The following is a 25,355-nucleotide window of genomic DNA, read 5'->3' as shown; positions in this document are numbered from 1 at the left end:
AATTGAATCAAAAAGGGGAGCGTTTTTTAAAAGAAGTTACGAATCATATTAAATCAAAAGAAGCGAAGGACTTAGTAGCAACGGAACTAGATTTTCACTTGAAACAGACGAAGAATATGTGGATAGAGAAAGGCTTAAGTGAGGAAGTTGCTGAAGATAAGGCTGTTGAACAAATGGGAAGTCCAATTAAGCTTGGCCAGGAACTTAATAAACTACATAAGCCAAAGGTTGATTGGTTCTTAATTGGTTTATTAGTGGCTGCGATGGGGCTAGGTTTTTTGCCAGTTATAGCGCTTGGACATGCTGACTTATTAATGAATAAGGTGATATTTGTAATTCTCGGTGTTACAACAGCGATTGGGATGATGCTATTTGATTATCGGAAGTTAGAGAGGCTTGGGTGGCTGTTTTATACAATTGGTGTACTTATCTTGTTAATGATAAAATGTTTTCCGACTGCTTCTTTGAATGGAGAACCATTACTAAAAATTGGTTCCGTCATAATTGATTGTTTAATGACAATACCATTCTTTTTTCTAGGCTGGGCTTCTTTTTTCAATAACAGTAGATTAAAGTTTATACATCTTCTCATGTTGTATTTATTTTCTTTATATTTATTTCTAACTACATCAACTCTTTTACCACTGTTCATCTATATCACGATGGTATTTGTTATGCTTTGGTGGAGTAAGTTAGGAAAGAAAACGGCATGGCTCATTACGATTTTACCTATTGTACCATTGATTATTAGGGATCTACTTTCCTGGTCTGCTGTAAAAGAATACCGTATGGCCAGAATTTTAGGAATGTTAAATCCAGAGCATGATCTATGGTATTTACGTTTAAAAGAGGCGATGTCTTCAGCAGGTTGGTTTGGTACATATGAAAATATAAAGTCTATCCGTGCTGCCCATACTGATTTTGTATTTGCAAGTTTGACTTACTATTATGGATATGTACTTGCGCTAGTTCTTGTCGTGATTCTTTCTCTTTTTGCAGTAAGAATAATGAACATAGCTTATAAAATAAATGATGGTTATGGTAAATTGCTTCTCGTTGGCGGAGTGACTCTTTTTGTAATCCATTTTATTTGTAATGTTGGCATGACCCTCGGGATATTACCACGTGTTTCTATATCATTACCATTTATTAGCTACGGATTGATACCAACTCTGTTTCATGCATTTATAATGGGAATTGTGTTAAGTGTATATCGACGTAAAGATATTCCTTTTAGAATGAGAAAAACACCTTGATAATCATCAAGGTGTTTTAGTTATTAGCTCAAAACTCTACGAATCAGCCCCAAGCACAAAAGGACTAACCTCACCAACGCTATAAAGGTGCAACTCATGCATCGCGCGTGTGCAAGCAGTGTAGAACAATCTACGAACGCTCTCATCGCTGTACACATCTTTAGAAGCATTGTAAATAATAACAGCGTCAAATTCGATACCTTTCGCTAAGTAAGCAGGGATTACGACAATGCCTTGCTCATACTCGGCTGAGTTACTCTTCACGAGTTTAATATTATCGATATGATTAAGTGCTTCGTATGCAGCGGCGCTTTCAGCTGCGGATTTACATATAATTGCGATTGTATTGTGTTGCTCTTTTTGTAGTTCAGCAACTTTGGCAGTAATATGTTCGTGCAGTTCGCTCTCATTCGCTACTTTCGTCACTGTAGGTTTCTCGCCGTCACGTTCAAAGGCGTGAATGTTCTTGCCTTCCGGTACGAGAGCACGTGTAAATTCAATAATCGGTTTTGTTGAGCGATAGCTACGAGTTAAGTTAATACCGTTCGTTTCATCCGGTCCGTATAAGCTAGTAAGTGTATTGAAATTCACTGCTTCACTTGCATGGGCAAATATCGCTTGATTAAAGTCTCCGAGTACCGTCATTTTTGCGGCAGGGAAGAGACGTTTTAAAAACTCGAACTGGAACGGCGAATAATCTTGCGCTTCGTCTACGAGTACGTGTTTAATCGATCTATTCGTTTGGAAGCCTTCGATTAATTCTTTTAAAAGTAAAAATGGAGTCGCATCCTCGTAATATAGCTTTCCTTCATCAAGCATGTTTACCGTTAAAGAGCAAATGTCATCCCATTCTTTCGGTTTTTCTCCAGTAACCCACGATGCGTCTGTGAAGAGTTGTTTATAGATTCCTGTGAAATTGATGAAGCGCAGTGTTTGAACGCCTTTACGAAGTGGCTTCAATTTTTTACGGACAATCATACGTCCCAGGACTTTCGTTTCTTTCTCATAGTCATTAAAAGAGTTGTCGTCAAACTCGCCTTTTTTCTGTAAATATTTATAAGCCTTTTGGTATTCATCTTTACTAAGTAATTCAATTTCTTCTTCTACCCAAGGCTTTTTCAGTTCTGCTTTTTCGAGTGCATCTATTTGTTTATTTAGCCAATCCGTTAACTTTTCAATTCGACTATGGAAGCGGAGGGAGGAGTCAGTATTATAAAATTGCTCTGTAATCTCTTTTGCAGAGACGATCAGTTTTCCTCTAAATTTCATTCCTCTAAATAGCATGCCTGAAGATTCAAGAGAATGTCTGTACGCTCTAATCATCTCGAAAAATTGAGTGGATGCTTTAAATCGGATGCTCGCATTTCTCGTTTTATAGGTAGGGCTATTCGTTTCAGTTAACATATATTCCAATTGCTCATAAGGGTCTTCAACATCAAATGACTTACTTAGTCTATGGTTTAAATATTCTTGGAATGTTACTTGCTGCATATTTTCTTCACCGAGTTCAGGTAGTACGTTAGATACGTAGCTATTGAACATAGAGTTAGGGGAGAAGAGAATAATTTGATCCGCTTTTAGCCATTCGCGATATTTATATAGTAAGTAGGCGATTCGCTGAAGGGCAGCAGATGTTTTACCACTACCAGCAGCTCCTTGAACGATAAGGAGTCGGCCTTCATCGTGACGGATAATTTCATTTTGCTCACGCTGAATCGTAGCGACGATACTTTGCATATGTTTGTTCGTACCTTTTCCGAGTGCTTGTTGCAAGATTTCATCGCCAATTGTAAGGCTCGTATCGAACATGGAATCAATCTCGCCATTTTGAATAATGTATTGTAATTTTTTCTCCACATTACCGCGAATTACGCCGCCTGGTGTGTTGTACTCAGCTGGTCCTGGTGGGTAGTCGTAATAAACACTTGAAATTGGGGCGCGCCAGTCATAAATAAGAAAGTTTTCTCCGCTTGCATCAGTAAGGGTAGAAACACCGATATAGATTTGTTCTGTGGAAGGTTCGCCTTCTTCAGTGAAATCGATGCGTCCGAAGTAAGGTGCTTTTTGCATACGTCGCAGCGCGGCAAGTCGATTAAAGGTGTGTTTATGGGTGATTTGTGTAACAGCTAGTGATTGAGCTTGTTGTCTTAAGTTGATAACTGTTTCAAGGTAATCATCAAAAGTATCTGTATTCACTTTAACGTCATCCCAGAAGTGTTTACGGATGTTGATTACTTCTGCCCGGCGTCTGCCAGTTTCGTTTTCCAGCTTATCAATTTGCTGCGTAATAGTTTCGATTACGGTATCCAATCGTTTTTGCTCTAGATCAAGTTTTTTGTTCATACGTAAGCACTCCTTTAAAAGTGAAAAATAGAGGTTGACTGAAGAGAAATTTTGTTGTACAATTAAGATACGGATAAATACGTTCTTTATATTTTTTAAAACGTGTTTCTGTACTAATTTAACATAGTTTTTGAATTTAATCAATGATAATAAGATAAACCTTGGTTCCGTGTAGCGTGGATCAAGGTTTTTTTGTGTTTTTAAGAGGGAATCACACTTGTTGTCGTTTTTTGTCGGTAAGTCGATATATTTGAAAAATCGCCGATATAATTTCATTTACCGAATCTGGATATAACTATCGGGAGAAGAGGATATAAAAAAAGCTCGGGCCGAAGCCCAAGCTTTTTACTTCATTATTTCTTTTCTTCTTTTTTATCGTCAGCTTTTTGCTCTTTGAAAAGATCTTTTAAATCTTTATCGTCAACTTTTACGTCAGCTTTTTTGATTTCTTTCATCATTAAGTCATTCATAAATTGAGCATCTTGCGTTTTTTCTTGAGCTAGTGATTTTTTAATATCAGCTTTTGATTTATCGAAAGTTGCATCTGCGTGATTATCAGTTACTTTAATAATATGGTAACCGAATTGTGTTTTTACAGGTTCGCTTACTTCATCTTTTTTCAACTTTTGAGCTGCTTCTTCAAATTCTTTTACCATTTTCCCTGGTCCGAAGAATCCTAAGTCGCCACCTTTTTCTTTTGAACCTGTATCTTCAGAGTATTGCTTTGCTAATTCTTCGAAAGATTTACCTTGAGCAAGTTCATCTTTCACTTTTTTAGCAGTTTCTTCATCTTTTACAAGGATATGACTTGCTTTAATTTCTTTTTTATAATCCTCGAATTTTGCTTTTACATCTTTATCAGTAATCGATTGTTCAACCGCTTTTTCTTGAGCTAATTGAGCACGCACACTATTTTTGATAGTTTCTTCTTTAATACCTTGTTGTTTCATTAGTGTATCGAATTGATCACCGTATTGTTTTTTCATTTCATCGAACTTTTTGTCTACATCTTTGTCTTCAACTTTGTAGTTTTTAATAAGAACTTTTTCCATAACCATGTTGTTTAGTACTTGTTTACCAGCTTGTGTCTTCATTTGATCGTAGAATTCTTCTTTTGTAATGTCACCAGCTTTAGATGTAACGATTTTGTCTGATGATGATGTTCCACATGCTGATAATGCGATTACACTTGTTGCGGCTAAGGCAAGCATAGCTTTCTTCATTCGATAAACACTCCTACTATTATGTATTTTTAATTTATCCTACACCGATGAATTTTAAATTCATAAGAGCCCGATTAAGTCTCACTGATACTTTTGCTTTTTTGTATTGGTAAAGCGCGCTTAACAGGGCTTACCGTGGCTGAGGATAAAGTTTTGATGAATGTTTTGTTCTATAGTATAAGCAATATGTACAAAATTTAATATATCATATTTCGACGCGTTTTCATATTGATAAAGAAAAATTAACCAGTACGTGTCAGATTTTGAAAGTGTGCCATATTGGGCGTATGCCGCATATACAGAATAGAGGAGGGGATGGGGATGAATTCTCAACTTATTTTATTACTTGTACTGTTTATTTTATTGGTTATTGTAGGTATAATTTGCTTATAGAGGAAAAAAGTGAGGAAGGGGCTTTCCTTCCTCACTTTCCATGAAATATAATTTCTATATAACTAGAAATTAATAAAATTGTTATACATACATTAATAACCCGAAAGACACCGGGCTGGCGGCTCGCAGCTATTTGTTTTCGTTCACACAGTGTATGTGTCATGAAATTCGTGTAAAATATAACAAGAAGTGCGAATGCGACAAAAACAACTGTTATAAGTGTCATGAGGCGAGACCTCCTTTTGGCTAAAATACATATACATATATTGTATCACACGATATTTTGTTCGTGTTACAAAATTCAGAAATAGAAGACTTTGTGTTAGAAAGTGAGGGAGAAAATGGACGTTGTTAGAAGATTAGAACAAGCTGAATACTACGTAGACCTACTATTTAAAATGATTGATGAAGAGAAGTGTCCATTTTATTCTTTGATCATAAAGAAAAAAGCTCGTAAAAAAGATATTGAACGTATACTAAATCTTTGTGAAAAACTGAACGAGCAATATGTAGTGGAGAAAGCAGAAGGGCTTCTTTTGTTCGATGCGCTGTTAGATCAATTTGAAAAAGCGCTTCCACATCAGCTCGAAGTAAACGAAACTGCGGAAGCGCTAGCAAAACAAGGTTTATTTAAGCCGCTTATGAATGAATTCTTAAGCATGATTGCGAAAAAATAAATAGATTATTTCTTAACTAACTTTTGATCGGATTCTGTAAAGTTCTCTTCAATATCTTCTAATGATTTCTCAAAAATATCGATGAAGTCTTGTCCGTAAATATTACGCAGGATTGCAATCAGTTCGATATTTTCTGGGAACTTCCCATAAAAATTACGAAGTGCAAGAGCCCCATTAAACACTGAATTATTTTCAGGATCATACTCCTCCATTAAGCGAAGTAGTAATTCTTCCCCTTTGTCTGTAATTTCAATGTACGTATTTCGTTTATCATCTTCCTTTTTTGAGAATACAAGATAGCCGCGTTCTTCAAGCTTTTTAGAGAAGTTAAACGCCGTTGATACGTGCATAACTCCAAACTTAGCAATCTCAGAAATAGAAGCCCCTTTTAAATGATAAGCGATTGTTAAAATATGATGTTCATTAATATTTAAATCGTAAGGTTTAATCCACTGCTGCCAATCTTTCTCTACACATTTCCATAACGCTTTCGATAATTGAGCAATGCGTTGGCTGAAAATCATCGCTTCTTTTACCGAGTAATCTTTTTCTCCACTTTTCATGTACTCACCCACTTTAACATTCTTTTTTCATTACTATCTATTATGCCAGTAAAATAAAAATTAATAAAGTCTTTTTGTGAGAATTGTGAAAATTTTTTAACAAAATGACATTCTATACAAATCATGCATAACTATGGAAGCGTTTTATGAGTCGTGAATACATGCGTTGTCCTTACATGTTAATTGATAACATATATTGTAAATGCATAAAAACACGGCATATCTATACGATATGCCGTGTCAAGGTCAATTTATATAAAAAATATTTGTTATATGCAAAAAACTAAGCAGGAATTTGTTTACGCTTTTTCTGGAACAGCTTCTTGTAGTTTCTCAATTGACTTTTGGATGTCCAAAATTTCTTTCTCAATATGGCGCTTGTTTTGAGAAATATCTTGTTTCCAGTTAGAAAGCGTGTCTTGCATGTCATCTTTTAGTTCTTGAAACACTTCTTTACCTTCTGAAGCAGTTTCAACAATTTGACGCTTTAATAATTTCGTATCAGCTGTAATATCAGCTAAAGTCTTTTTAATATCATTTCCTTTTTCTTTTAACTTGCCGCGCATGTCTTTACCAGAAGAAGGAGTTGAGAAAAGAACGGCTAGTCCAGCAACTGCTCCCCCGCAAATAACACCTGTAATAAAGGATTTAGCTTTTGACATAAAAGGAGACCTCCTTATTTTTTGTTCGTATTCATGATGTAAAACAATATGCATATCTTTCTTATATGTGCTATGCACAAACAATCATCCCTGAGCATTTTAAGTGAAGAAACAAGCCATGCGGAATTTGATGACTTCAGGGAAGTGGCTTGTTATGTATTACGCCTTCTTATAGTGTCATTATTTCACACTATTTGCAATTGTACTTGCGATGTTTTGTAAATTTTCCATAGTGTATTCATTTTGGTGTGATTTCCAAACAGCACCGAAACCATCTTTTTCACCGTAGCGTGGAATTAAATGAAGGTGGAAGTGGAACACAGTTTGTCCAGCTTTTTCACCGTTATTGTTAAGTAGGTTAAAGCCAACTGGATTAAACTCTGCTTTAATCGCATTTGCGATTTTTGGAACGACAGAAAAAATGTGTGATGCGATTTCTGGCGTTAACGCAAAAATGTCTTGTTTGTGAACTTTCGGAATAACAAGAGTATGTCCTTTTGTTACTTGACTAATATCTAAAAATGCAAGCACATGTTCATCTTCGTATACTTTTGAGCAAGGGATTTGCCCGTCAATGATTTTACAAAAAATACAATTGTCTGCTGTATGATTCATTGATCTCATCCTTTCAAATATCCTTAGCCGTATTTTACCATAATTACATAAGAGAACAAACACGAAAAACAGGAAGCTGACTCAGCTTCCTGTTTTCTGAAGAGGGATTGAAAAAGCATTATCGTAATTTACGTTTCGCAGACACCTCATTTATTTAAGAAATGCACGGTAAATCGGCTAAAGTTTCTGCCGTAGACACCCCATTTTCAAGTGAAATGAATTGCAATCTTTCATAAAAGGAAATTGTTTATTTTTTAAAACAGTATATGCTCTTTCGGAGACACCCCGTTTCGAAAATGAAACAAATGATCTGGTTATGTGTAAATTTCTTTGTCCAACATGGACACCCCATTTCATGATGACTTAACTATGTTGTTGTACTCATCAATTGGTGGTCGCTTTTTCAATGTGTTCCTTCTTCACTAATTATGATGTCCGCTTTCGGGAAAATATATGCTAATAAATTTAAATTTATTTTTGAGTACATGGATACTATGTAGTACACCATAATTTTTGGTAAGATGAATATAGAATGAATACTAATGAAGAAAGTGGTGTCGTATGAGTGAGTTATTGCGTGTAGAAAATGTTACAGGAGGATATACGAAACGACCTGTATTAAAAGACGTTTCGTTCTCTGTTAATAAAGGCGAACTTGTCGGCTTAATCGGATTAAATGGAGCTGGTAAAAGTACGACGATTAAACATATTATCGGTTTAATGGAACCGAAAAAAGGAACTGTCACAATTAATGGGAAAACAATTCGTGATGATATGACAGCGTACCGTTCTAGCTTTTCATTCATTCCAGAAACGCCGGTATTATATGATGAATTAACGTTAGAAGAGCATTTGAAATTAACAGCGATGGCGTACGGAGTTGATGAAAAACAATATGAAGAACGTGTAGGACAACTATTACATGAATTTCGCATGAAAAATCGTTTAAAATGGTTTCCATCTCATTTCTCAAAAGGGATGAAACAAAAAGTAATGATTATGAGCGCATTTTTAGTTGAGCCATCTCTTTACATAGTAGACGAACCTTTCGTTGGGTTGGATCCGTTAGCAATTCAATCCCTTCTTCAAATGATGGATCAAATGAAAAAGAGTGGTGCCGGTATTTTAATGAGCACACATATTTTAGCGACGGCAGAGCGTTACTGTGATTCGTTCATTATTTTGCATCAAGGTGAAGTAAGAGCGAAGGGAACGTTATCTGAACTGCAATCACAGTTTAATATGCCAGGTGCAACGTTAGATGATATTTACATCGCGCTAACAAAGGAAGAAGATTATGAATAGCACAGCGTTATGGAAAGAACGATTTCGTCACTTTCTAAAAGAAGTTCGTACATATAGTAAATACGTATTTAATGATCATTTGAAATTTATTTTCGTGTTCATCATCGGTGCGGGAGCGTATTATTACCAGCAATGGTTACAAACGTTAACATCTTCGTTTCCAACTGCGCTCGTAATGGCAGTATTAATTGGACTCGTGTTAACGGCTGGATCCATTCAAACGTTATTAAAAGAAGCGGATCTCGTTTACTTACTGCCAGTTGAAGAAAAGTTAAAACCTTACTTCACAAAGGCATTTCTTTTTACGTTTATGATTCAGTTATACATAATCGCAATCGTAGCAGCTGCGCTTGCCCCGTTATATTTCCAGCAAATGAAACAAACAGGAGCTGCTTACATATGGATTGTCCTCGCATTTGTCATTGTAAAAGCGTGGAATTTATTCGTCGCGTGGGAAAAATCATTTTTAACAGATCAAAATATACAAAGGGCTGATTGGTTTATTCGTTTTATCTTAAACGGTTTATTTGTATATTTCCTTGTAGAACGTACTTCAGTTCTTGTTATTGGCGGAATCGTTCTGCTCATGGTGTTATATCTTGCTATCATGCATCAAATGGTAAAAGGAAAGCCGCTAAACTGGGAGTATTTAATTTCTGAAGAAGGTAAGAAAATGATGCTGCTGTACCGAATTGCGAATATGTTCGTTGATGTACCAGCATTAAAAGAAAGAGTATCTCGCCGAAAATGGCTGGATTTCATTCTGTCGATAATCGGCGAAAAGCGCACATATTTATACTTATATACGAGAACGTTTTTAAGATCAGGTAACTATTTTGGATTATATGTGCGTCTGCTCGCTCTTGGAGGAGTTATTCTTTACTTCATTCCATTTTTATACGGGCGATTTATCGTAAGTTTTATTTTCCTATACTTAATTGGCTATCAGCTATTAACTTTATGGAAACATCACCGCATGAAAATTTGGCTTGATTTGTATCCAGTAAAGGTAGATGAAAAGAAGAAAGATTTTCTTACTTTATTAAATGTGATTCTAATCATCGGGAGCGTAATCTTTACAGTTATATTTGCACTAGCAACGAAAGATTTCATGATGACAGGAATTTTACTTGTCGTAAGCATATTATTTAGTATCGGTTTCGTTTACCAATACGGTGCGAAGCGCATTGAACGTTTAAATTGAAGGGAATGAACCTATGATTACATATGAAGAAAAGGTTATAAAAGAACTGGAGCAGTGGAAAGCTACATTCATGAAAGATTCTTCTATGATGACACGGTTCTCAAAGAAAGTGCAGACGAAAGTACAACAGCTTATTCCGGCGAAAGTGCAAAAAGTCTTAACAGAAACGATTCGGATGATGGTGCAAACGATCAGCGCCGGATCAAACTTTATAAAGCCGAAGCTAAAAGAGACGACATGGTCACTGCAAAGACGTGATGACGAAGTGCGTAAAAAAATGGATGAGTACAAAAAAATAGCTGCGGCAGAAGGAGCAGGGACGGGGGCTGGTGGTATTTTACTCGGTCTTGCTGACTTTCCGCTTTTACTTACGATTAAAATTAAATTTTTATTCGATGCAGCAACGTTGTATGGATTTGATACAAGTAAACAAGAAGAGCGTCTTTTTATTCTTCACGTTTTCCAACTCGCCTTTTCAAGTGACAGTCACAGAAAAGAAATATGGAAAGCAATTGAAACGTGGGATACAGAAAAAGAAAATCATATGGACTGGGAAAAGTTCCAAACAGAATACCGAGACTATATCGATTTAGCGAAAATGCTTCAGCTCGTACCAGTAATCGGTGCCCCGGTAGGCGCATATGCGAACTATCAATTGCTGCAAAGACTTGGAGAAGTGACAATGAATTGTTATCGTATGCGATTGCTAAATAGAAAGTAAAAAAAAGCATCCTAAATGTGTGATTTAGGATGCTTTTTTTAGAAGTTAATTTCGCTATAGCCAACTCCGACTACAATCAATATGATAAAGAGCACAATAATGGATGGAAATCCGCTTTTATTATCGTGACCAGCCTCATCGCCGCCTTTATCCCGCTGTTTATGGAGGCTGATTAAAGTTTCACTTTATCAAGAACTTCCTGTGTAAACTCTTATTAACTTGCCAATTATTCAGTTTCATTTTATAATTTATTTACCGACCGGTAAGTAAAAATAAGTGAGGTACAGTATGACAAAGAATTTACAAACATCGCAAAACATTGTCGAGGCATCATTTAAACTCATGGCAGAGCACGGCATTGAGAAGATGAGTCTTTCCATGATTGCGAAAGAGGTAGGTATTTCAAAACCGGCTATTTACTATCATTTTTCTTCTAAAGAAGCGTTAGTTGATTTTTTATTTGAAGAGATTTTTTCTGATTATCATTTTGCAAATTACTTCGATAAAGAGCAGTATACGAAAGAAAATTTTGCAGAAAAGCTAATCGCAGATGGTTTACATATGCTCTCTGAGTATGAAGGGCAAGAAGGAATACTACGCGTTATCAATGAATTTATCGTAACTGCATCGCGAAATGAAAAGTATCAGAAACGATTATTTGAAATACAAGAGGATTTCTTACATGGTTTCCACGATTTATTGAAGCAAGGCGCGAGACTGGGCGTTGTGTCACAACATGCAACGGAAGAAAACGCTCATACGCTAGCGCTTGTGATCGATAATATGAGCAATTATATGCTCATGGGATTTCAGTTAAAATATAAAGAAATTTGGATTCGAAATGTGAAAAGCGTCATGAAGGAGGAGTAAAAATGAAAATGCAAAAAAACTGGTGGCTCGGTTTTCTTGGATTCATTGGAGTTTATAAAATTCCAGGCATGATAGAGGCTTTTCAAGCAGATGGAAGTTGGATGAAGTTAATCGGTTTTATTTGGCTACTTTGGTTCGGATATTTTATTCCAGAGAGGAAAGAAGATTAAATTTTAATTTTCTGTAAAGTTATGTAAAATATAGATTAAGAGTATTCGTATATTAGATTACTAGATTTGGAGTGGTTACATGGATCCATTGAAAAATGAAATTAACCCTGACATGGTCAAAGTGTGGAAAATTCGTGCTGTAATTGAAGAAGGGATCGGTATACTCGTCATTTTAGCTTACCTTTTCCTCATGATAAAGTTTGATTGGTGGGCGTGGATTTTGTATGTGATGATTGGGCTAACAGTTGTGTTCGCGCCATTTTCGTACTTCTTATTCCCGAAACTACGTCAACGTTATTACAGCTACCAACTAAATGAAGAAGAACTTGAAATTCAGCATGGTCTTTTCGTCGTAAAGCGCGTATTAGTACCGATGATTCGTGTGCAGCACGTTACGATTGAACAAGGACCAATTATGAGAAAATACGGATTAGCAGAATTACACATTTCAACAGCAGCAACTTCTCACAGCATCCCAGGCTTAACGATGTATGAAGCAGAAATGTTGAAAACGAAAATCGCAGAATTAGCGAAAGTGAGTGATGAGGATGTATAAGAGGCAGCATCCAATCACGATGTTATTAGAATTAAAAATAACAGATTTTATACCACTCATTATTTTCATGTTTAGCTTAAACGGAAAATTCCCGTTTTGGTATTTAATTCCCGCAGCATTTGGTTTACTCACTGTTTTTTCAGTATTTGAAAAATGGTATTACACAACATATTGGGTTGAAAATAACGTATTACATGTGAAAAAAGGTCTCTTCGTGAAAAAGGAGAGCTACTTAAATAAAGAACGTGTTCAAACGATTAATACAAGTTCTAACGTACTATATCAAATGCTCGGTTTGAAAAAAATTCAGATTGAAACAGCTGGTGGGGGCGATGAAGCAGAAGTTAGCTTAGCTGGTATTACGGCAGAAGAAGCGGCGGAGCTTATTGCTTTGCTAAATGAGCCAATTCCAGAAGTGAAAGCAGAAAAAACGTTAGACGAAACAGCAGAAAATACAGTAGAAAAAGCAATCGTTACAGAGGAAAAGCAAACGACAGAGTACAAGTTAACGTGGAAAGAGATTTTAATAGCGTCTGTTACATCTGGTCAATTTGGACTATTATTCTCTTTAATCTTTTTCGTTTATCACCAAGTAGATGAGTACATTCCAAAATGGATAGAGAATGGCGTAAAGTCGTATGTAATGGAACATGATATATATGGCTGGATTTTCATGATAGCTATTTTGCTCGTCCTTTCGTGGATTATATCGACAATTGGCTACGCGTTAAAACATGGTAACTTCACAGTAAATCGAAAAAATGATGAAGTCCGTATTTCGCAAGGGTTACTGGAAAGAAAAGAACTCGTACTAAAATTGCACCGTATTCAAGGGATTACGATAAAAGAAGGCATTTTACGCCAACCGTTCGGTTATTGTGCTGTGCAAGTAGAAGTCATTCAAAGTGAGGGAAAAGAAGAAAAAGTTACACTGCATCCTATCATTCGAAAAAATCGAGTGCAACAGTTACTCGCGCATTTACAATTACCATACGAACTGAATACAAATATTACTTCGTTACCAAAAGCAGCATTGCGCCGCTATCTCATTGATAGTTTCATTTTCTTCGCTATGCTAGCAATCCCGCTTACTGGAATAAGCGTATACTTTGAAAAGTATTACATCATGTGGGCATTACTACCGCTCGCAATCCTTATCTTTACACTTGGCTACGCAACATTTAAAACAAATGGTTACTGTGTTAACGGAGAACAAATTACACTTGTCTATCGTAGCGTCGGAAAATACACAGGACTTATTAGAAGAAGACACGTCCAATCAATGGAGAAGACACAATCATATTTCCAGCGCCGCGCGGATTTATGTACGTATAAGTTTTCTAGTGCATCATCTAGTTATAAAATAGAGCATACGAGAGTAGAAGACGCGGAGAGAATGCAGGATTGGTATAAGAAGAGAATGAGTGAGGGATAATTTGAGAAAGCTTGCCTATTATGAAGGGCAGGCTTTTTTTGTTATAAGGAAATGAGTGGTTTAAGTGATAGAGCAGTACAACTACAGCACACATGTATTAATATGTATGAAAAAAGGTAATATTCTTCTATTTTAGAGGAATCTGTGGAATTTTTGATATAAATGTTATACTAAAATATAAATAGTATTAGGAGGTTATATATGATAAGTCAGTTGAAAAGAGAAGCACTTGATGCATTAAAAGGAAGATGGGGATTAGCGGTAGGGGCAACTTTATTAATTGGAATCCTTATTGGAGCTGTTGAAATGCTAACCACAGGTATTTTTTCGATATTTTGGGGTTGGGAAGAAGCAAGTGATTCACTCACAGTAAGTATTATTGTAATGCTTGTTATTGGTCCATTAACAATAGGTGCCTATTATCTTGTTTTAAATGCAATTCGTAGGACTGATGCTCGCATTGGTCATATATTTAGATGGTTTAGCGATGGAAGTAAGTTGATGAAGTCGTTTTTAACATATTTACTAATGTATGTATACTTGACTCTATGGACATTACTTCTTATTATTCCAGGTATTATTAAATCATTTTCTTATTCTATGACATATTTTATTTTGAATGATCATCCAGAATATACAGCGAATCAAGCGATTACTGAGAGTCGTCATATGATGAATGGACATAAAATGGATTACTTTTTACTATGCTTAAGTTTCTTAGGCTGGTTCATATTAAGTATTCTTACTATAGGAATCGGTTTCTTATGGTTAGTACCTTATTTCTACTCGACATCGGCAGCATTTTATGAAGAGATTTCAAAAGAATATTATAAAAAAGAGAGCACTACTTTCTAATAAAACATATAAACTATCTACCCTAAAGAATGTAGGGAGCAGATAGCAGATGGTTTAGGTGTTTTGATATTTGTCCTATTTTCGGGATTCACTTCAGGATAAGGTATAGATTTTTATATAGAAATGCTTCCCTCTATGTTTTATCATAGAGGGTTATTTTTTTATGTAAAAATGATAGGAAATAATGAATAATATATGTAAAGAAAAAAGCGAGGTGAATGAGAGTGAGCAAATTTTTAATACCGTATTCATTTTCTATATTAAGTTTCTTTATTTCAGCAACAGCACTTGATTTATATGATAGGATGGGAAACGATAGTGAGCTGGTTTCGCCGAACATAATTGGAAAGATAATTCAATCTACTGCGCAAATGGGAGTCCTTACATTGTATTTCGGAGTACCTATTATTTTAGGTGGCTGTCTACTTGGTGAGCTATTGTTTAGAGGTATCATTTTACGATTTAAACTAAGCTATATTATATCTTTATTATTATATCTATTTTTAGCTTTTAGTATTGTTTTCGTAACGGTAGGCATTCCAACTACATATGAAGATTCTAATACATTTTTCATAGGGATAACTATGATTTGTGCTGTTACATTCTTTGTGAGTCGGAATATATGGGAAAACAAGTTAATAATGGAGTGACAAAATGAAATACACCTGTCCATGTTGCGGATATAAAGTTTCACTTTATTGGATCAGTTAGAAAACCGACTAGTGAAGATGTGAAGGATGCTAGTTGGCCGCGAATTTGTTAAGTAAAATGTTATTACTCGATTCGATGGGAGTAATAACATTTTTTATTTAATGCTGAAAGAATTACTGCCGTCTTATAAAGTAATAAGAAGGACTAAATCGGTAAATTTTATTTATGGATATATTAGGAATGAATACAAAAGTATAGATGTATAGTCGACTTTGTGTATTTAATGTTATCATATTGAATGATATGGAAATTTTTAATAGAATAAGTAACTAAAAATTCAAAGGTAATGAAGCTTTTGTTGTATAAAGAAAATACTTAGTAGTAATCAACAATATTAAAAATAAGATTCGTATTTATATAAATTTAGTAGAAATGGGGTTTTAAAAAGGAATGAGTATCAGCATAACGCGGCAAAAGATTTTGGCGGCCGCTTCTCAAATTGTGCAATGTAAAGGGGTTGCTAAATTAACCTTAGAAGCAGTGGCAAAAGAGGCGGGTGTAAGTAAAGGTGGATTATTGTATCACTTTGCAAATAAAGAAGCTTTAATAGAAGGTATGATAGTCAGAGGGATAGAGGATTATGAGGGCGCTATTTACAATAAAGTAGCGGAAGACTCAGAGAGGAAAGGGAGATGGGTTCGCTCTTTTGTAGAGGAAAGATTAAGTAATGAGAGAAGAACAGAAGAGTTGTCTAGTAGTATGATGGCAGCATTCATGTTAAAACCTGAATTACTTGAGCCATTACAACAATCATTTCAGCAACTGCAAAAGAATATAGAAAACGATGAGATAGATTCAGTTTGTGCAACAATTATTAGATTAGCAGCAGATGGATTATGGTATTCGGAATATTTAGGGGTTGGCAGACTAAGCCCCGAGTTAAGAGAAAAAGTGATTCAAGCTCTTATTGATAATTCGTATAAATAGAATATACGAACTATATAATGCGAAAACAATTCACCATTACTTATTTAATGTAGTGGTGAATTGTTTTTTTTATTAGAAAAATAGAACAATTTTATAGAGTATTGAATTATAACCGTCCAGACGGTATAGTAATATTTGGTTTAAGAGGAAAATGAAACAAAAAAAGAATAAAAGATATTTTTAGCACACTATTCGAAAGGATAGGCCGCAAAGCTTAGAGTCTACGGTAATACATATTGGTTACTAAGATCGTCTGGTTGCACATTTTTGATGCAACCGGACGGTCTTTTTTTGTTATATAAATATAAAAAAATAGGAGGGAACTATGCAAATGAAAAGTACTAAAAGGCATATTTCAATGGTTTCATTAGTTTTTCTAGTATTATTTTCAGTGCTGAATGTGTGGGCTCCAGTTATTCAAGCTGCTGTGATGAAAAGTCCAGTGGACGAAATTAATATTTCCCGTACTGATGGCACGACATCTGAACCGTATCAAGCCTCAGATGGTATGAAAGTAGAAGTGAAGTGGTCAGCTAAAGAAAAAATAAAAAGTGGAGATCAATTCACAATTGATATGCCAAAAGAGTTTCGAAAAGACCTTATGAATATGAGTTTTCCTTTAAAAGATGCTGAAGGAAAAACAGTTGGTACATGTGAGATGAAAAAGGGTCTATTAACGTGTACTATGGGTGATTACGTAGAAGGAAAGAATAACATTAAAGGCTCTTTATTCGTAGAATTCTACTTTGGTCTAGAAGCATATGATGGTGTTAAAGAAATTCCATTAGAATTTAACGTTGATGGTCAAATCGTCAATAAAGAAGTAAGTGTAAATAATACGACAGAGAGACCGAAGCCACAGCCCAATACGGAAAATTTATTGAAATGGGGTTCTTATAATCAAGAAGATCCTTCAATTGCTGATTGGCTTGTATACGTAAATGCAACTGGAACAGAAATGCAAGATCTTAAATTAACAGATACATTAGGACCTGGGCATGAGTTAATTACAGACAGCGTAGTATTAGAAGAGGCTGTATTTGAAGATGGTTATGCACCAACAAATATTAAGCCAGCAGATTTATCTAACATTAAAATAAATGCAACGAAGACTGGATTTACAATTGAGTTTCCAGACAGTTCAAAAGGTTATATTTTAAGATATAAAACAAAGGTTACAAATCCTGCTGCAAAGCCTCATAAAAATACTGTGAAATTAGAAGGTAAAAATATTAAAACTGAAGAAAAAGTAGGACAAGTATTTGTAAGTGGTGGAGGAGGATCCGGTTCAGGTGACAATAATCCACCTAGCATTGAAAAAAATATAGTTGATGAGAATGGCAAGCTTGTAGAGAATGAGCAGTTAACACAAATGGATCAAGTTATTCAATACCAAGTTGGTACACATATACCGAACGATCCTCCTAAATACACATCTATGGTAATTAGTGATGATTTAGAAGATGTTTTAGAAGTATTAGAGGCAAAAGTGTATGATCAAAATGGCCAAGATATTACTTCTAAAGGAACGTTAAATATAGATAAACAAAGAAGTGAAGTAACATTTACGTTTGGTGAGAGTTTTGACTATAAGTCATATGAAGACCAGATAATCAATCTCAGTATCAAGGCGAAAATAAAAAATAATGCAGACTTATCTTCTTACGTAGATAAGAAGATTCCTAATAAAGCGGAATTGCATTTTGATGATAAAACATTAACATCAAAAGAAGTAACTATTACGCCGCCTGAAGCTCCAAAAGATGGTACAGTATTGATTCATAAAACAGATTCTGAGAATCCGAATAAAGGGTTAAAAGGTGCCGAATTTGAAGTTCGAAATAGTGCAAATGAAGTTGTTGCAAAACTAAAAACGGACGAAAAAGGTTTTTCAGTACCTCAAACTTTAGCTCCTGGGACGTATAAAATTTATGAAACAGTAGCACCAGAAGGATATCAAAAATTAACAAGCCCAGTAGAGGTTACACTTCAAGCTGGAGAAACAAAAACAATTGAAATTAAAAATACTATGCAAAAGGGTCAAATTGAAGTAAAGAAAATTGATTCGGAAAATGGTAAAAAACCATTAGCAAATGCAGAGTTTGATATAGTAAAAGACGGTGTAGTAGTCGAACATATTGTTACAGATAAAGATGGTAAGGCAATCTCTAAACCGTTAGCACCAGGAAAATATATTTTAAAAGAAACAAAAGCACCTGAAGGCTACCAATTAAAAGAAACAGAGTTCGAAGTAAATGTAACAGGGGACGGCATATTCCCAATACAAGTGGAAAATGCAATGGTAGACAAAGGGAATATAGAAATTACAAAAGTGGACAAAGAAAACGGGGCAGTATTAGCCGGTGTCGAATTTGAAGTCCAAGATGAGAAAGATGGCGTAGTAAGAAAAGTAGTAACAGATAAAGATGGAAAAGCAAACGTTTCAGATCTATCAGTAGGAAAGTACAAATTAGTAGAGACGAAAAGCTTACCAGGTTACAAAAATCTAGCAGAACCAGTACTATTTGAAATTACAAAAGGTATGACAAAAGCTTTATCAATAAAAGTAGAAAATGAGCAGTTAGACAAAGGCTCAGTAGAAATTACAAAAATAGATAAAGATAGTCAAAAAGTATTAGAAGGCGTAGTCTTCGAAGTGCAAGATGAGCAAGGAAAAGTAGTAACAGAAGTAAAAACAGATAAAGATGGTAAAGCAAAAATCTCAGATTTATCAGTAGGAAAGTACAAATTAGTAGAGACGAAAAGTTTACCTGGCTACAAAAAGCTAACAGAACCAGTATCATTCGAAATGACAAAAGGTATGACAACAGTCCTATCATTGAAAGTAGAAAATGAACAGTTAGATAAAGGTTCAGTAGAAATTACAAAAGTAGATAAAGACAACAAAAAAGCATTAAAAGGCGTAGTCTTTGAAGTGCAAGATGAAGCTGGAACAGTAGTAAAGGAAGTAAAAACAGATAAAGATGGTAAAGCAAAAATCTCAGATCTATCAGTAGGAAAGTACAAATTAGTAGAGAAAGAAAGTTTACCAGGCTATAAGAAACTAACAGATCCAGTATTATTTGAAATCAAAAAAGGCATGACTGAAGTTCTATCATTAAAAATAGAAAATGAAATGGTAGATACGGGAAATGTAGAGATAACAAAGATAGATAAAGATAATAAAGCACCGTTAGCGGGAGTAACATTCATCGTCCAAGATGAAAAGGGTAATGAAGTTACAAAAGTAACGACAGATAAAGATGGAAAAGCAAATGTTTCAGATTTACCTGTAGGAAAGTATGAATTAGTAGAGGTAGAAAGTTTACCTGGTTATAAAAAGCTAGAAAAACCAGTATCATTTGAAATCAAAAAAGGCATGACCGAGGTTCTATCATTAAAAGTAGAAAATGAAATGGTGGATACAGGGAATGTAGAGATAACAAAAATAGATAAAGATAGTAAAGCTCCATTAGAAAATGTTGTATTTGAAGTACGTGATTCAAAAGGAAAAGTAGTTACGAAAGTAACGACGGATAAAGAAGGAAAAGCAAACGTTTCAGATTTACCTATTGGGAAGTATGAGTTGGTGGAAGTAGAAACACCGGCAGGATACAAACCACTAGAAAAGCCAATTTCATTCGACATTGAAAAGGGTAGAGTAACAGCATTAAAGCTAACAGTAGAAAATGAATTAGTAGATACAGGAAATGTAGAAATTACAAAAGTAGATAAAGAAAATAAAGATGTTTTAGCTGATGCAGTCTTTGAAATTCAAGATGAAGCAGGACAAGTAGTCGCTAAAATAACGACAGATAAAAAAGGACAAGCACAAGTTACTAATTTATCAGTCGGCACATACAAGTTAGTAGAAGTAAAAGCACCAAAAGGATATAAACAATTAGTAGATTCGATTATTTTCCAAATTGAAAAAGGCATGACAAAATCTCTTGCTTTAACAGTAGAAAACGAAATGTTAGACAAGGGAAATGTAGAAATTACAAAAGTAGATAAAGATAGTCAAAAATTATTAGAAGGCGTAGTCTTCGAAGTTCAAGACGACAAAGGCAAAGTAGTAACAGAAGTAACGACAGATAAAGAAGGAAAAGCAACAATTTCAGATTTATCAGTAGGAAAGTATAAATTAGTAGAAAAAGAAAGCTTACCAGGTTACAAAAAATTAACAGAACCAGTATTATTCGAAATCAAAAAAGGTATGACGAAAGTTTTATCATTGAAAGTAGAGAACGAACTGTTAGATAAAGGTTCAGTAGAGATTACAAAAGTAGACAAAGAAAGTGGCGCGTTATTAGAAGGCGTAACATTCGAAGTGCAAGATGAAAAAGGCAAAGTAGTAACGAAAGTAAAAACAGATAAAGATGGAAAAGCAACAATTTCAGATTTATCAGTAGGAAAATATAAGCTAGTAGAGGTAGAAAGCTTACCAGGATATAAAAAACTAGCGAAGCCAGTATCATTCGAAATCAAAAAAGGTATGATAGAAGTCTTATCATTAAAAGTAGAGAATGAACAGTTAGATAAAGGCTCAGTAGAAATTACAAAAGTGGACAAAGAAAGTGGCGCGTTATTAGAAGGCGTAACATTCGAAGTGCAAGATGAAAAAGGCAAAGTAGTAACGAAAGTAACAACAGATAAAGAAGGAAAAGCGAAAATTTCAGATCTATCTGTAGGAAATTACAAACTAGTAGAAGTAGAAAGCTTACCAGGCTACAAAAAGCTAACAGAGCCAGTATCATTCGAAATTAAAAAGGGTATGACAGAAGTCTTATCATTAAAAGTAGAGAATGAACTAGTAGATAAAGGTTCAGTAGAAATTACAAAAGTAGATAAAGATAGTAAAAAAGTATTAGAAGATGTAGTCTTCGAAGTGCAAGATGAAAAAGGCAAAGTAGTAACGGAAGTAAAAACAGATAAAAATGGTAAAGCAAAAATCTCAGACTTATCTGTAGGAAAGTACAAATTAGTAGAGAAAGAAAGCTTACCAGGTTACAAACAATTAACAGAACCAGTATCGTTTGAAATCAAAAAAGGAATGACAGAAGTTCTATCATTAAAAATAGAAAATGAAATGGTAGATACGGGAAATGTAGAAATTACAAAAATAGATAAAGATAATAAGGCACCGTTAGCAGGGGTAGTCTTTGAAGTTCAAGACGACAAAGGCAAGGTAGTAACGAAAGTAACGACAGATAAAGCTGGAAAAGCAACAGTTTCAGATTTATCAGTAGGAAAGTACAAGCTAGTAGAAGTAGATAGTTTACCAGGCTACAAAAAATTAGAAAAGCCTGTACCATTTGAAATTACAAAAGGTATGACAAAATCTTTAACGTTCACTGTAGAAAATGAAATGGTAGATACGGGGAATGTAGAAATCACAAAAATAGATAAAGACAGTAAAGCACCATTAGAAAATGTTGTATTTGAAGTACGTGACTCAAAAGGAAAAGTAGTTGCGAAAGTAACGACAGATAAAGAAGGAACAGCAACAGTTTCAGATTTATCTATTGGAAAGTATGAGTTAGTAGAAGTAGAAACACCGGTAGGATACAAACCACTAGAAAAGCCAGTTTCATTCGAAATTGAAAAAGGTAGAGTTACAGCATTACAATTGACTGTAGAAAATGAATTAGTGGATGTAGGAAATGTAGAAATTACAAAAGTAGATAAAGAAAATAAAGATGCTTTAGCTGATGCAGTCTTTGAGATTCAAGATGCAGCAGGACAAGTAGTCGCTAAAATAACGACAGATAAAAAAGGACAAGCACAAGTCACTAATTTATCAGTTGGCACATACAAGTTAGTAGAAGTAAAAGCACCAAAAGGATATAAACAATTAGTAGATCCGATTACTTTCCAAATTGAAAAAGGTATGACAAAATCTCTTGCTTTAACAGTAGAAAATGAAATGTTAGACAAGGGAAATGTAGAAGTAACAAAAGTAGATAAAGATAGCCAAAAAGCATTAGAAGGCGTAGTCTTCGAAGTACAAGATGAGCAAGGCAAAATAGTAACTGAAATAACGACAGATAAAGAAGGAAAAGCAAACGTTTCAGATCTATCAGTAGGAAAATACAAATTAGTAGAGACGAAGAGCTTACCAGGTTATAAGAAGTTAACGGAACCAGTATCATTCGAAATTAAAAAAGGTATGACGAAAGTCTTATCATTGAAAGTAGAGAATGAACAGTTAGACAAAGGTTCAGTGGAGATTACAAAAATGGCTGCTGAAAGCAAGGAAGTCTTATCAGGAGCTGTGTTTGAAGTTCATGATGAAGCGGGCAAAGTAGTAGTGAAAGTAACAACAGATAAAGATGGAAAGGCAAAAATCGCAGATCTATCTGTAGGTAACTACACACTAGTAGAAGTAGAAGCACCAAAAGGATATGAAAAATTAACTAATCCAATTCCATTTGAAATTACAAATGGAATGATAAATGCAGTTCAATTAGAAGTATTAAACAAATTGAATCATTTAGCACCACCAGTTCCAGAAACACCAGATCCAGAAAAGCCTGGAACACCAGATCCAGAGAAACCTGGAACACCAGATCCAGAGAAACCTGGAACACCAAATCCAGAAAAACCTGGAACACCAGATCCAGAGAAACCTGGAACACCGAATCCAGAAAAACCTGGAACACCAGATCCAGAAAAACCTGGAACACCAGGTCCAGAAAAGCCTGGAACACCGGGTCCAGAAAAACCGGAAAAAGAATTACCAAAGACAGGGCAGAAAATGCCTGTGGAACCATATATGGGAGCACTTCTTGTAATGATGAGTTTTGGATTACTCGTATTAGGTAGAAAACAGCAGAGATAATAAAAGTGAAAAGGTATCCTCAAAGTATTTGAGGATACCTTTTTTAACATAAAAAAAGGCATCTAGCAAAAGAACTAGATGCAAATAAAAACACTTGGGAAGACAAAATTCTTCCCGTTTCCCGTATGTAATTATATCAAAAAAATTATAAAAAACTAGTTATATTTAAAATATAATTTTAAAAAAAGTTATATACATAAATAATTGCAATACTCGCAGTTTTCTCTTTCTGAAAAATACATTTCTTTAATTTTGAATATTAAGACTAATGTTGAAAAATCTTCAGATAATTAGAAAAAATAACCAAGAGGATATATAATATTGCTTAAGAAATAGTTTTAATGGATTACATATATTTCATTTGGTGTATTAATTGAATATCATAATTTTTAATTTTATTAAGCAAGAATCTCGGTTACTTATTGCATTTCTAACATAGGGTGAGAAAGAAAAATACAATAGTGTGGAGGTTTTTATAATGACGTTTGTTCTTAGTAAAATGAGTGGCTTTAGCATAGAAGAAAAGGTACATGAATTTGAATCTAAGGGATTCCTTGAAATCTCAAATGAAATCTTTTTACAAGAGGAAGAGAATCATCGTTTATTAACACAAGCACAGTTAGATTATTATAATTTGGAAGATGATGCGTACGGTGAATGCCGTGCTAGATCTTATTCAAGGTATATAAAGTATGTTGATTCACCAGATTATATTTTAGATAATAGTAATGATTACTTCCAATCTAAAGAATATAACTATGATGATGGCGGTAAAGTTAGACAGTTCCATAGCATAAATGATAGTTTTTTATATAATCCTTTAATTCAAAATATCGTGCGTTTCGATACTGAATTTGCATTTAAAACAAATATAATAGATACAAGTAAAGATTTAATTATAGGTTTACATCAAGTAAGATATAAAGCTACTAAAGAAAGACCATCTTTTAGTTCACCTATTTGGTTACATAAAGATGATGAACCAGTAGTGTTTTTACACCTTATGAATTTAAGTAATACAGCTATTGGCGGAGATAATTTAATAGCTAATTCTCCAAGGGAAATTAATCAGTTTATAAGTTTGAAGGAGCCTTTAGAAACTTTAGTATTTGGACAAAAGGTTTTCCATGCCGTAACTCCACTTGGAACAGAATGTAGTACTGAAGCTTTTCGTGATATTTTATTAGTAACATTTTCTTATAAGGAGACAAAATGAGAGAGAATAAAATAATTATGATTTCTGGAGCCAATAGTGGTATAGGTCATGCTTGTATAAAATACTTTTTAGAAAAATCCTTTCATGTAATAGCTCTTGATATTAATAATAATAACTTAATAGATTATATGAAAACAGATATGCCTTTGAAAGTAGTGCAAATTGATTTAAGTAATAGTGAAGCGATTCATAATCTTTTTACTCAATTAGATTTAGAAAAGCTTTCTCCTGATATATTAATAAATGCTGCTGGTATTCGAGAGATAACACCTGTTTTAAATTTATCCGATGATATGTTTAAAAAAGTAATTGATGTAAATTTAGTAGCCCCATTTATACTTTCTAGGGAAGTAGCGAAGCGATGGTGTGAATCGAAAATAAAAGGTTGTATTGTGAATATAGCATCGGTTTCTGGATTAATGGCTGAACCAGAGCGAGCTGCTTATGTGGCATCAAAGCATGCCTTAATCGGATTGACTAAACAGATGGCTATGGAATTTGGGAAGCAAAATATAAGAGTAAATAGCATTTCTCCTGGTGTTATTAGAACTGAACTTACAGAAGAATACTTTAGTAATAAAGCCTTGATGTCTATGATAAAAAGTAATCAATCTTTAGATACTTGGGGGTTGCCGCAGGATATTGTTTCATGTATTGAGTACTTGATTTCTGATCAGGCCCGCTTTATTACTGGTTCTAATTTTGTAATTGATGGTGGTTGGACTGCTGGGAAAAACTTGTAGTTGAGTGTTTTTGAGGAAAAGCACCTGTCCTTTTTTAGGCTGGTGTTTTTCTCACTATAAACAGATTTT

At 34.5% G+C, this 25,355-nt stretch carries 22 protein-coding genes and 1 riboswitch; of the genes, 15 read left to right on the top strand and 7 right to left on the bottom strand.

Going from position 1 to position 25,355, the window contains the following annotated elements:
* Positions 1-2: 2 nt before the first annotated feature.
* Positions 3-1,256: an FtsW/RodA/SpoVE family cell cycle protein gene (locus tag N2V92_RS29465; protein ID WP_001072130.1), complete on the top strand. Its 1,254-nt coding sequence runs from the start codon at positions 3-5 to the stop codon at positions 1,254-1,256.
* A 36-nt stretch (positions 1,257-1,292) separates the two neighbouring features.
* On the opposite strand, the gene helD is transcribed toward N2V92_RS29465, so the two are convergent.
* The 3 genes from helD to N2V92_RS29445 all read right to left on the bottom strand — a co-directional run bounded on the left by helD (position 1,293) and on the right by N2V92_RS29445 (position 5,441).
* Positions 1,293-3,599 (bottom strand): RNA polymerase recycling motor HelD, encoded by a 2,307-nt coding sequence (helD, locus tag N2V92_RS29460; RefSeq protein ID WP_016077989.1) that lies wholly within the window; start codon positions 3,597-3,599, stop codon positions 1,293-1,295.
* Between the two features lie 353 nt (positions 3,600-3,952).
* Complete coding sequence (gene prsA / locus N2V92_RS29455; protein ID WP_000710062.1) at positions 3,953-4,822, bottom strand: peptidylprolyl isomerase PrsA; 870 nt, start codon at positions 4,820-4,822, stop codon at positions 3,953-3,955.
* A gap of 424 nt (positions 4,823-5,246) precedes the next feature.
* The gene (locus N2V92_RS29445) at positions 5,247-5,441 is read right to left on the bottom strand and encodes a hypothetical protein (RefSeq protein WP_000172690.1); all 195 of its coding nucleotides are present in this window, start codon (positions 5,439-5,441) and stop codon (positions 5,247-5,249) included.
* A gap of 115 nt (positions 5,442-5,556) precedes the next feature.
* On the opposite strand from N2V92_RS29445, the gene N2V92_RS29440 reads away from it, so the two are divergent.
* Positions 5,557-5,892: a DUF1878 family protein gene (locus N2V92_RS29440; protein ID WP_000383656.1), complete on the top strand. Its 336-nt coding sequence runs from the start codon at positions 5,557-5,559 to the stop codon at positions 5,890-5,892.
* Between the two features lie 5 nt (positions 5,893-5,897).
* On the opposite strand, the gene N2V92_RS29435 is transcribed toward N2V92_RS29440, so the two are convergent.
* The 3 genes from N2V92_RS29435 to N2V92_RS29425 all read right to left on the bottom strand — a co-directional run bounded on the left by N2V92_RS29435 (position 5,898) and on the right by N2V92_RS29425 (position 7,732).
* Complete coding sequence (locus tag N2V92_RS29435; RefSeq protein ID WP_000834924.1) at positions 5,898-6,455, bottom strand: HTH-type transcriptional regulator Hpr; 558 nt, start codon at positions 6,453-6,455, stop codon at positions 5,898-5,900.
* A gap of 299 nt (positions 6,456-6,754) precedes the next feature.
* The gene (locus tag N2V92_RS29430) at positions 6,755-7,117 is read right to left on the bottom strand and encodes a YtxH domain-containing protein (RefSeq protein WP_000030302.1); all 363 of its coding nucleotides are present in this window, start codon (positions 7,115-7,117) and stop codon (positions 6,755-6,757) included.
* A gap of 180 nt (positions 7,118-7,297) precedes the next feature.
* Complete coding sequence (locus tag N2V92_RS29425; protein WP_001016835.1) at positions 7,298-7,732, bottom strand: HIT family protein; 435 nt, start codon at positions 7,730-7,732, stop codon at positions 7,298-7,300.
* 561 nt (positions 7,733-8,293) lie between these two features.
* Between N2V92_RS29425 and ecsA the strand changes: the two genes are divergently transcribed.
* From ecsA to ecsC, 3 genes are read left to right on the top strand one after another with little or no spacing between them, the layout of a single operon-like run.
* On the top strand, positions 8,294-9,037 hold the full coding sequence (gene ecsA / locus N2V92_RS29420) for an ABC transporter ATP-binding protein EcsA (protein WP_001292598.1): 744 nt from the start codon (positions 8,294-8,296) through the stop codon (positions 9,035-9,037).
* Entirely contained in the window at positions 9,030-10,241 is a 1,212-nt protein-coding gene (gene ecsB, locus N2V92_RS29415; RefSeq protein ID WP_016077988.1) for an ABC transporter permease EcsB, read from the top strand. The genes ecsA and ecsB overlap by 8 nt, the downstream gene beginning before the upstream one ends.
* Before the next feature lie 13 nt (positions 10,242-10,254).
* A complete protein-coding gene (gene ecsC, locus N2V92_RS29410) occupies positions 10,255-10,962 on the top strand; it encodes an ecs operon protein EcsC (protein WP_016077987.1) in 708 nt (235 codons plus the stop codon).
* A gap of 38 nt (positions 10,963-11,000) precedes the next feature.
* Here ecsC and N2V92_RS29405 read toward each other — a convergent pair whose 3' ends face one another.
* Complete coding sequence (locus N2V92_RS29405) at positions 11,001-11,135, bottom strand: YjcZ family sporulation protein (protein WP_102981857.1); 135 nt, start codon at positions 11,133-11,135, stop codon at positions 11,001-11,003.
* Between the two features lie 115 nt (positions 11,136-11,250).
* On the opposite strand from N2V92_RS29405, the gene N2V92_RS29400 reads away from it, so the two are divergent.
* The 10 genes from N2V92_RS29400 to N2V92_RS29355 all read left to right on the top strand — a co-directional run bounded on the left by N2V92_RS29400 (position 11,251) and on the right by N2V92_RS29355 (position 25,286).
* Positions 11,251-11,832, top strand: a complete 582-nt coding sequence (locus N2V92_RS29400; protein WP_000164836.1) for a TetR/AcrR family transcriptional regulator — start codon at positions 11,251-11,253, stop codon at positions 11,830-11,832.
* Between the two features lie 2 nt (positions 11,833-11,834).
* Entirely contained in the window at positions 11,835-12,002 is a 168-nt protein-coding gene (locus N2V92_RS29395; protein WP_000783816.1) for a hypothetical protein, read from the top strand.
* A 79-nt stretch (positions 12,003-12,081) separates the two neighbouring features.
* Complete coding sequence (locus N2V92_RS29390) at positions 12,082-12,558, top strand: PH domain-containing protein (RefSeq protein ID WP_000371368.1); 477 nt, start codon at positions 12,082-12,084, stop codon at positions 12,556-12,558.
* The gene (locus tag N2V92_RS29385; protein ID WP_016077986.1) at positions 12,551-13,993 is read left to right on the top strand and encodes a PH domain-containing protein; all 1,443 of its coding nucleotides are present in this window, start codon (positions 12,551-12,553) and stop codon (positions 13,991-13,993) included. The genes N2V92_RS29390 and N2V92_RS29385 overlap by 8 nt, the downstream gene beginning before the upstream one ends.
* Before the next feature lie 201 nt (positions 13,994-14,194).
* On the top strand, positions 14,195-14,848 hold the full coding sequence (locus tag N2V92_RS29380; protein ID WP_000625404.1) for a DUF975 family protein: 654 nt from the start codon (positions 14,195-14,197) through the stop codon (positions 14,846-14,848).
* 224 nt (positions 14,849-15,072) lie between these two features.
* Positions 15,073-15,498 (top strand): hypothetical protein, encoded by a 426-nt coding sequence (locus N2V92_RS29375; RefSeq protein WP_002083032.1) that lies wholly within the window; start codon positions 15,073-15,075, stop codon positions 15,496-15,498.
* Between the two features lie 451 nt (positions 15,499-15,949).
* The gene (locus N2V92_RS29370) at positions 15,950-16,486 is read left to right on the top strand and encodes a TetR/AcrR family transcriptional regulator (RefSeq protein WP_000028014.1); all 537 of its coding nucleotides are present in this window, start codon (positions 15,950-15,952) and stop codon (positions 16,484-16,486) included.
* Positions 16,487-16,658: 172 nt separating this feature from the next.
* A riboswitch (cyclic di-GMP riboswitch) is annotated at positions 16,659-16,751 on the top strand.
* A gap of 60 nt (positions 16,752-16,811) precedes the next feature.
* Positions 16,812-23,327 carry a SpaA isopeptide-forming pilin-related protein gene (locus N2V92_RS29365; protein ID WP_042597269.1) on the top strand — a complete coding sequence of 2,172 codons (6,516 nt, stop codon included), beginning with the start codon at positions 16,812-16,814 and terminating at the stop codon, positions 23,325-23,327.
* Positions 23,328-23,805: 478 nt separating this feature from the next.
* Positions 23,806-24,543, top strand: coding sequence for a 2OG-Fe dioxygenase family protein (locus N2V92_RS29360; protein ID WP_000144818.1), 738 nt, complete (start codon positions 23,806-23,808; stop codon positions 24,541-24,543).
* A complete protein-coding gene (locus N2V92_RS29355; protein WP_001208943.1) occupies positions 24,540-25,286 on the top strand; it encodes an SDR family NAD(P)-dependent oxidoreductase in 747 nt (248 codons plus the stop codon). The genes N2V92_RS29360 and N2V92_RS29355 overlap by 4 nt, the downstream gene beginning before the upstream one ends.
* Positions 25,287-25,355 lie beyond the last annotated feature (69 nt).

The sequence above is a fragment of the Bacillus sp. CH_48 genome, assembly GCF_038008465.1.
GTDB lineage: Bacteria > Bacillota > Bacilli > Bacillales > Bacillaceae_G > Bacillus_A > Bacillus_A thuringiensis_S.
The sequence above is the reverse complement of the archived record's forward strand: the minus strand, read 5'-3'. Positions and strand labels throughout refer to the sequence as shown.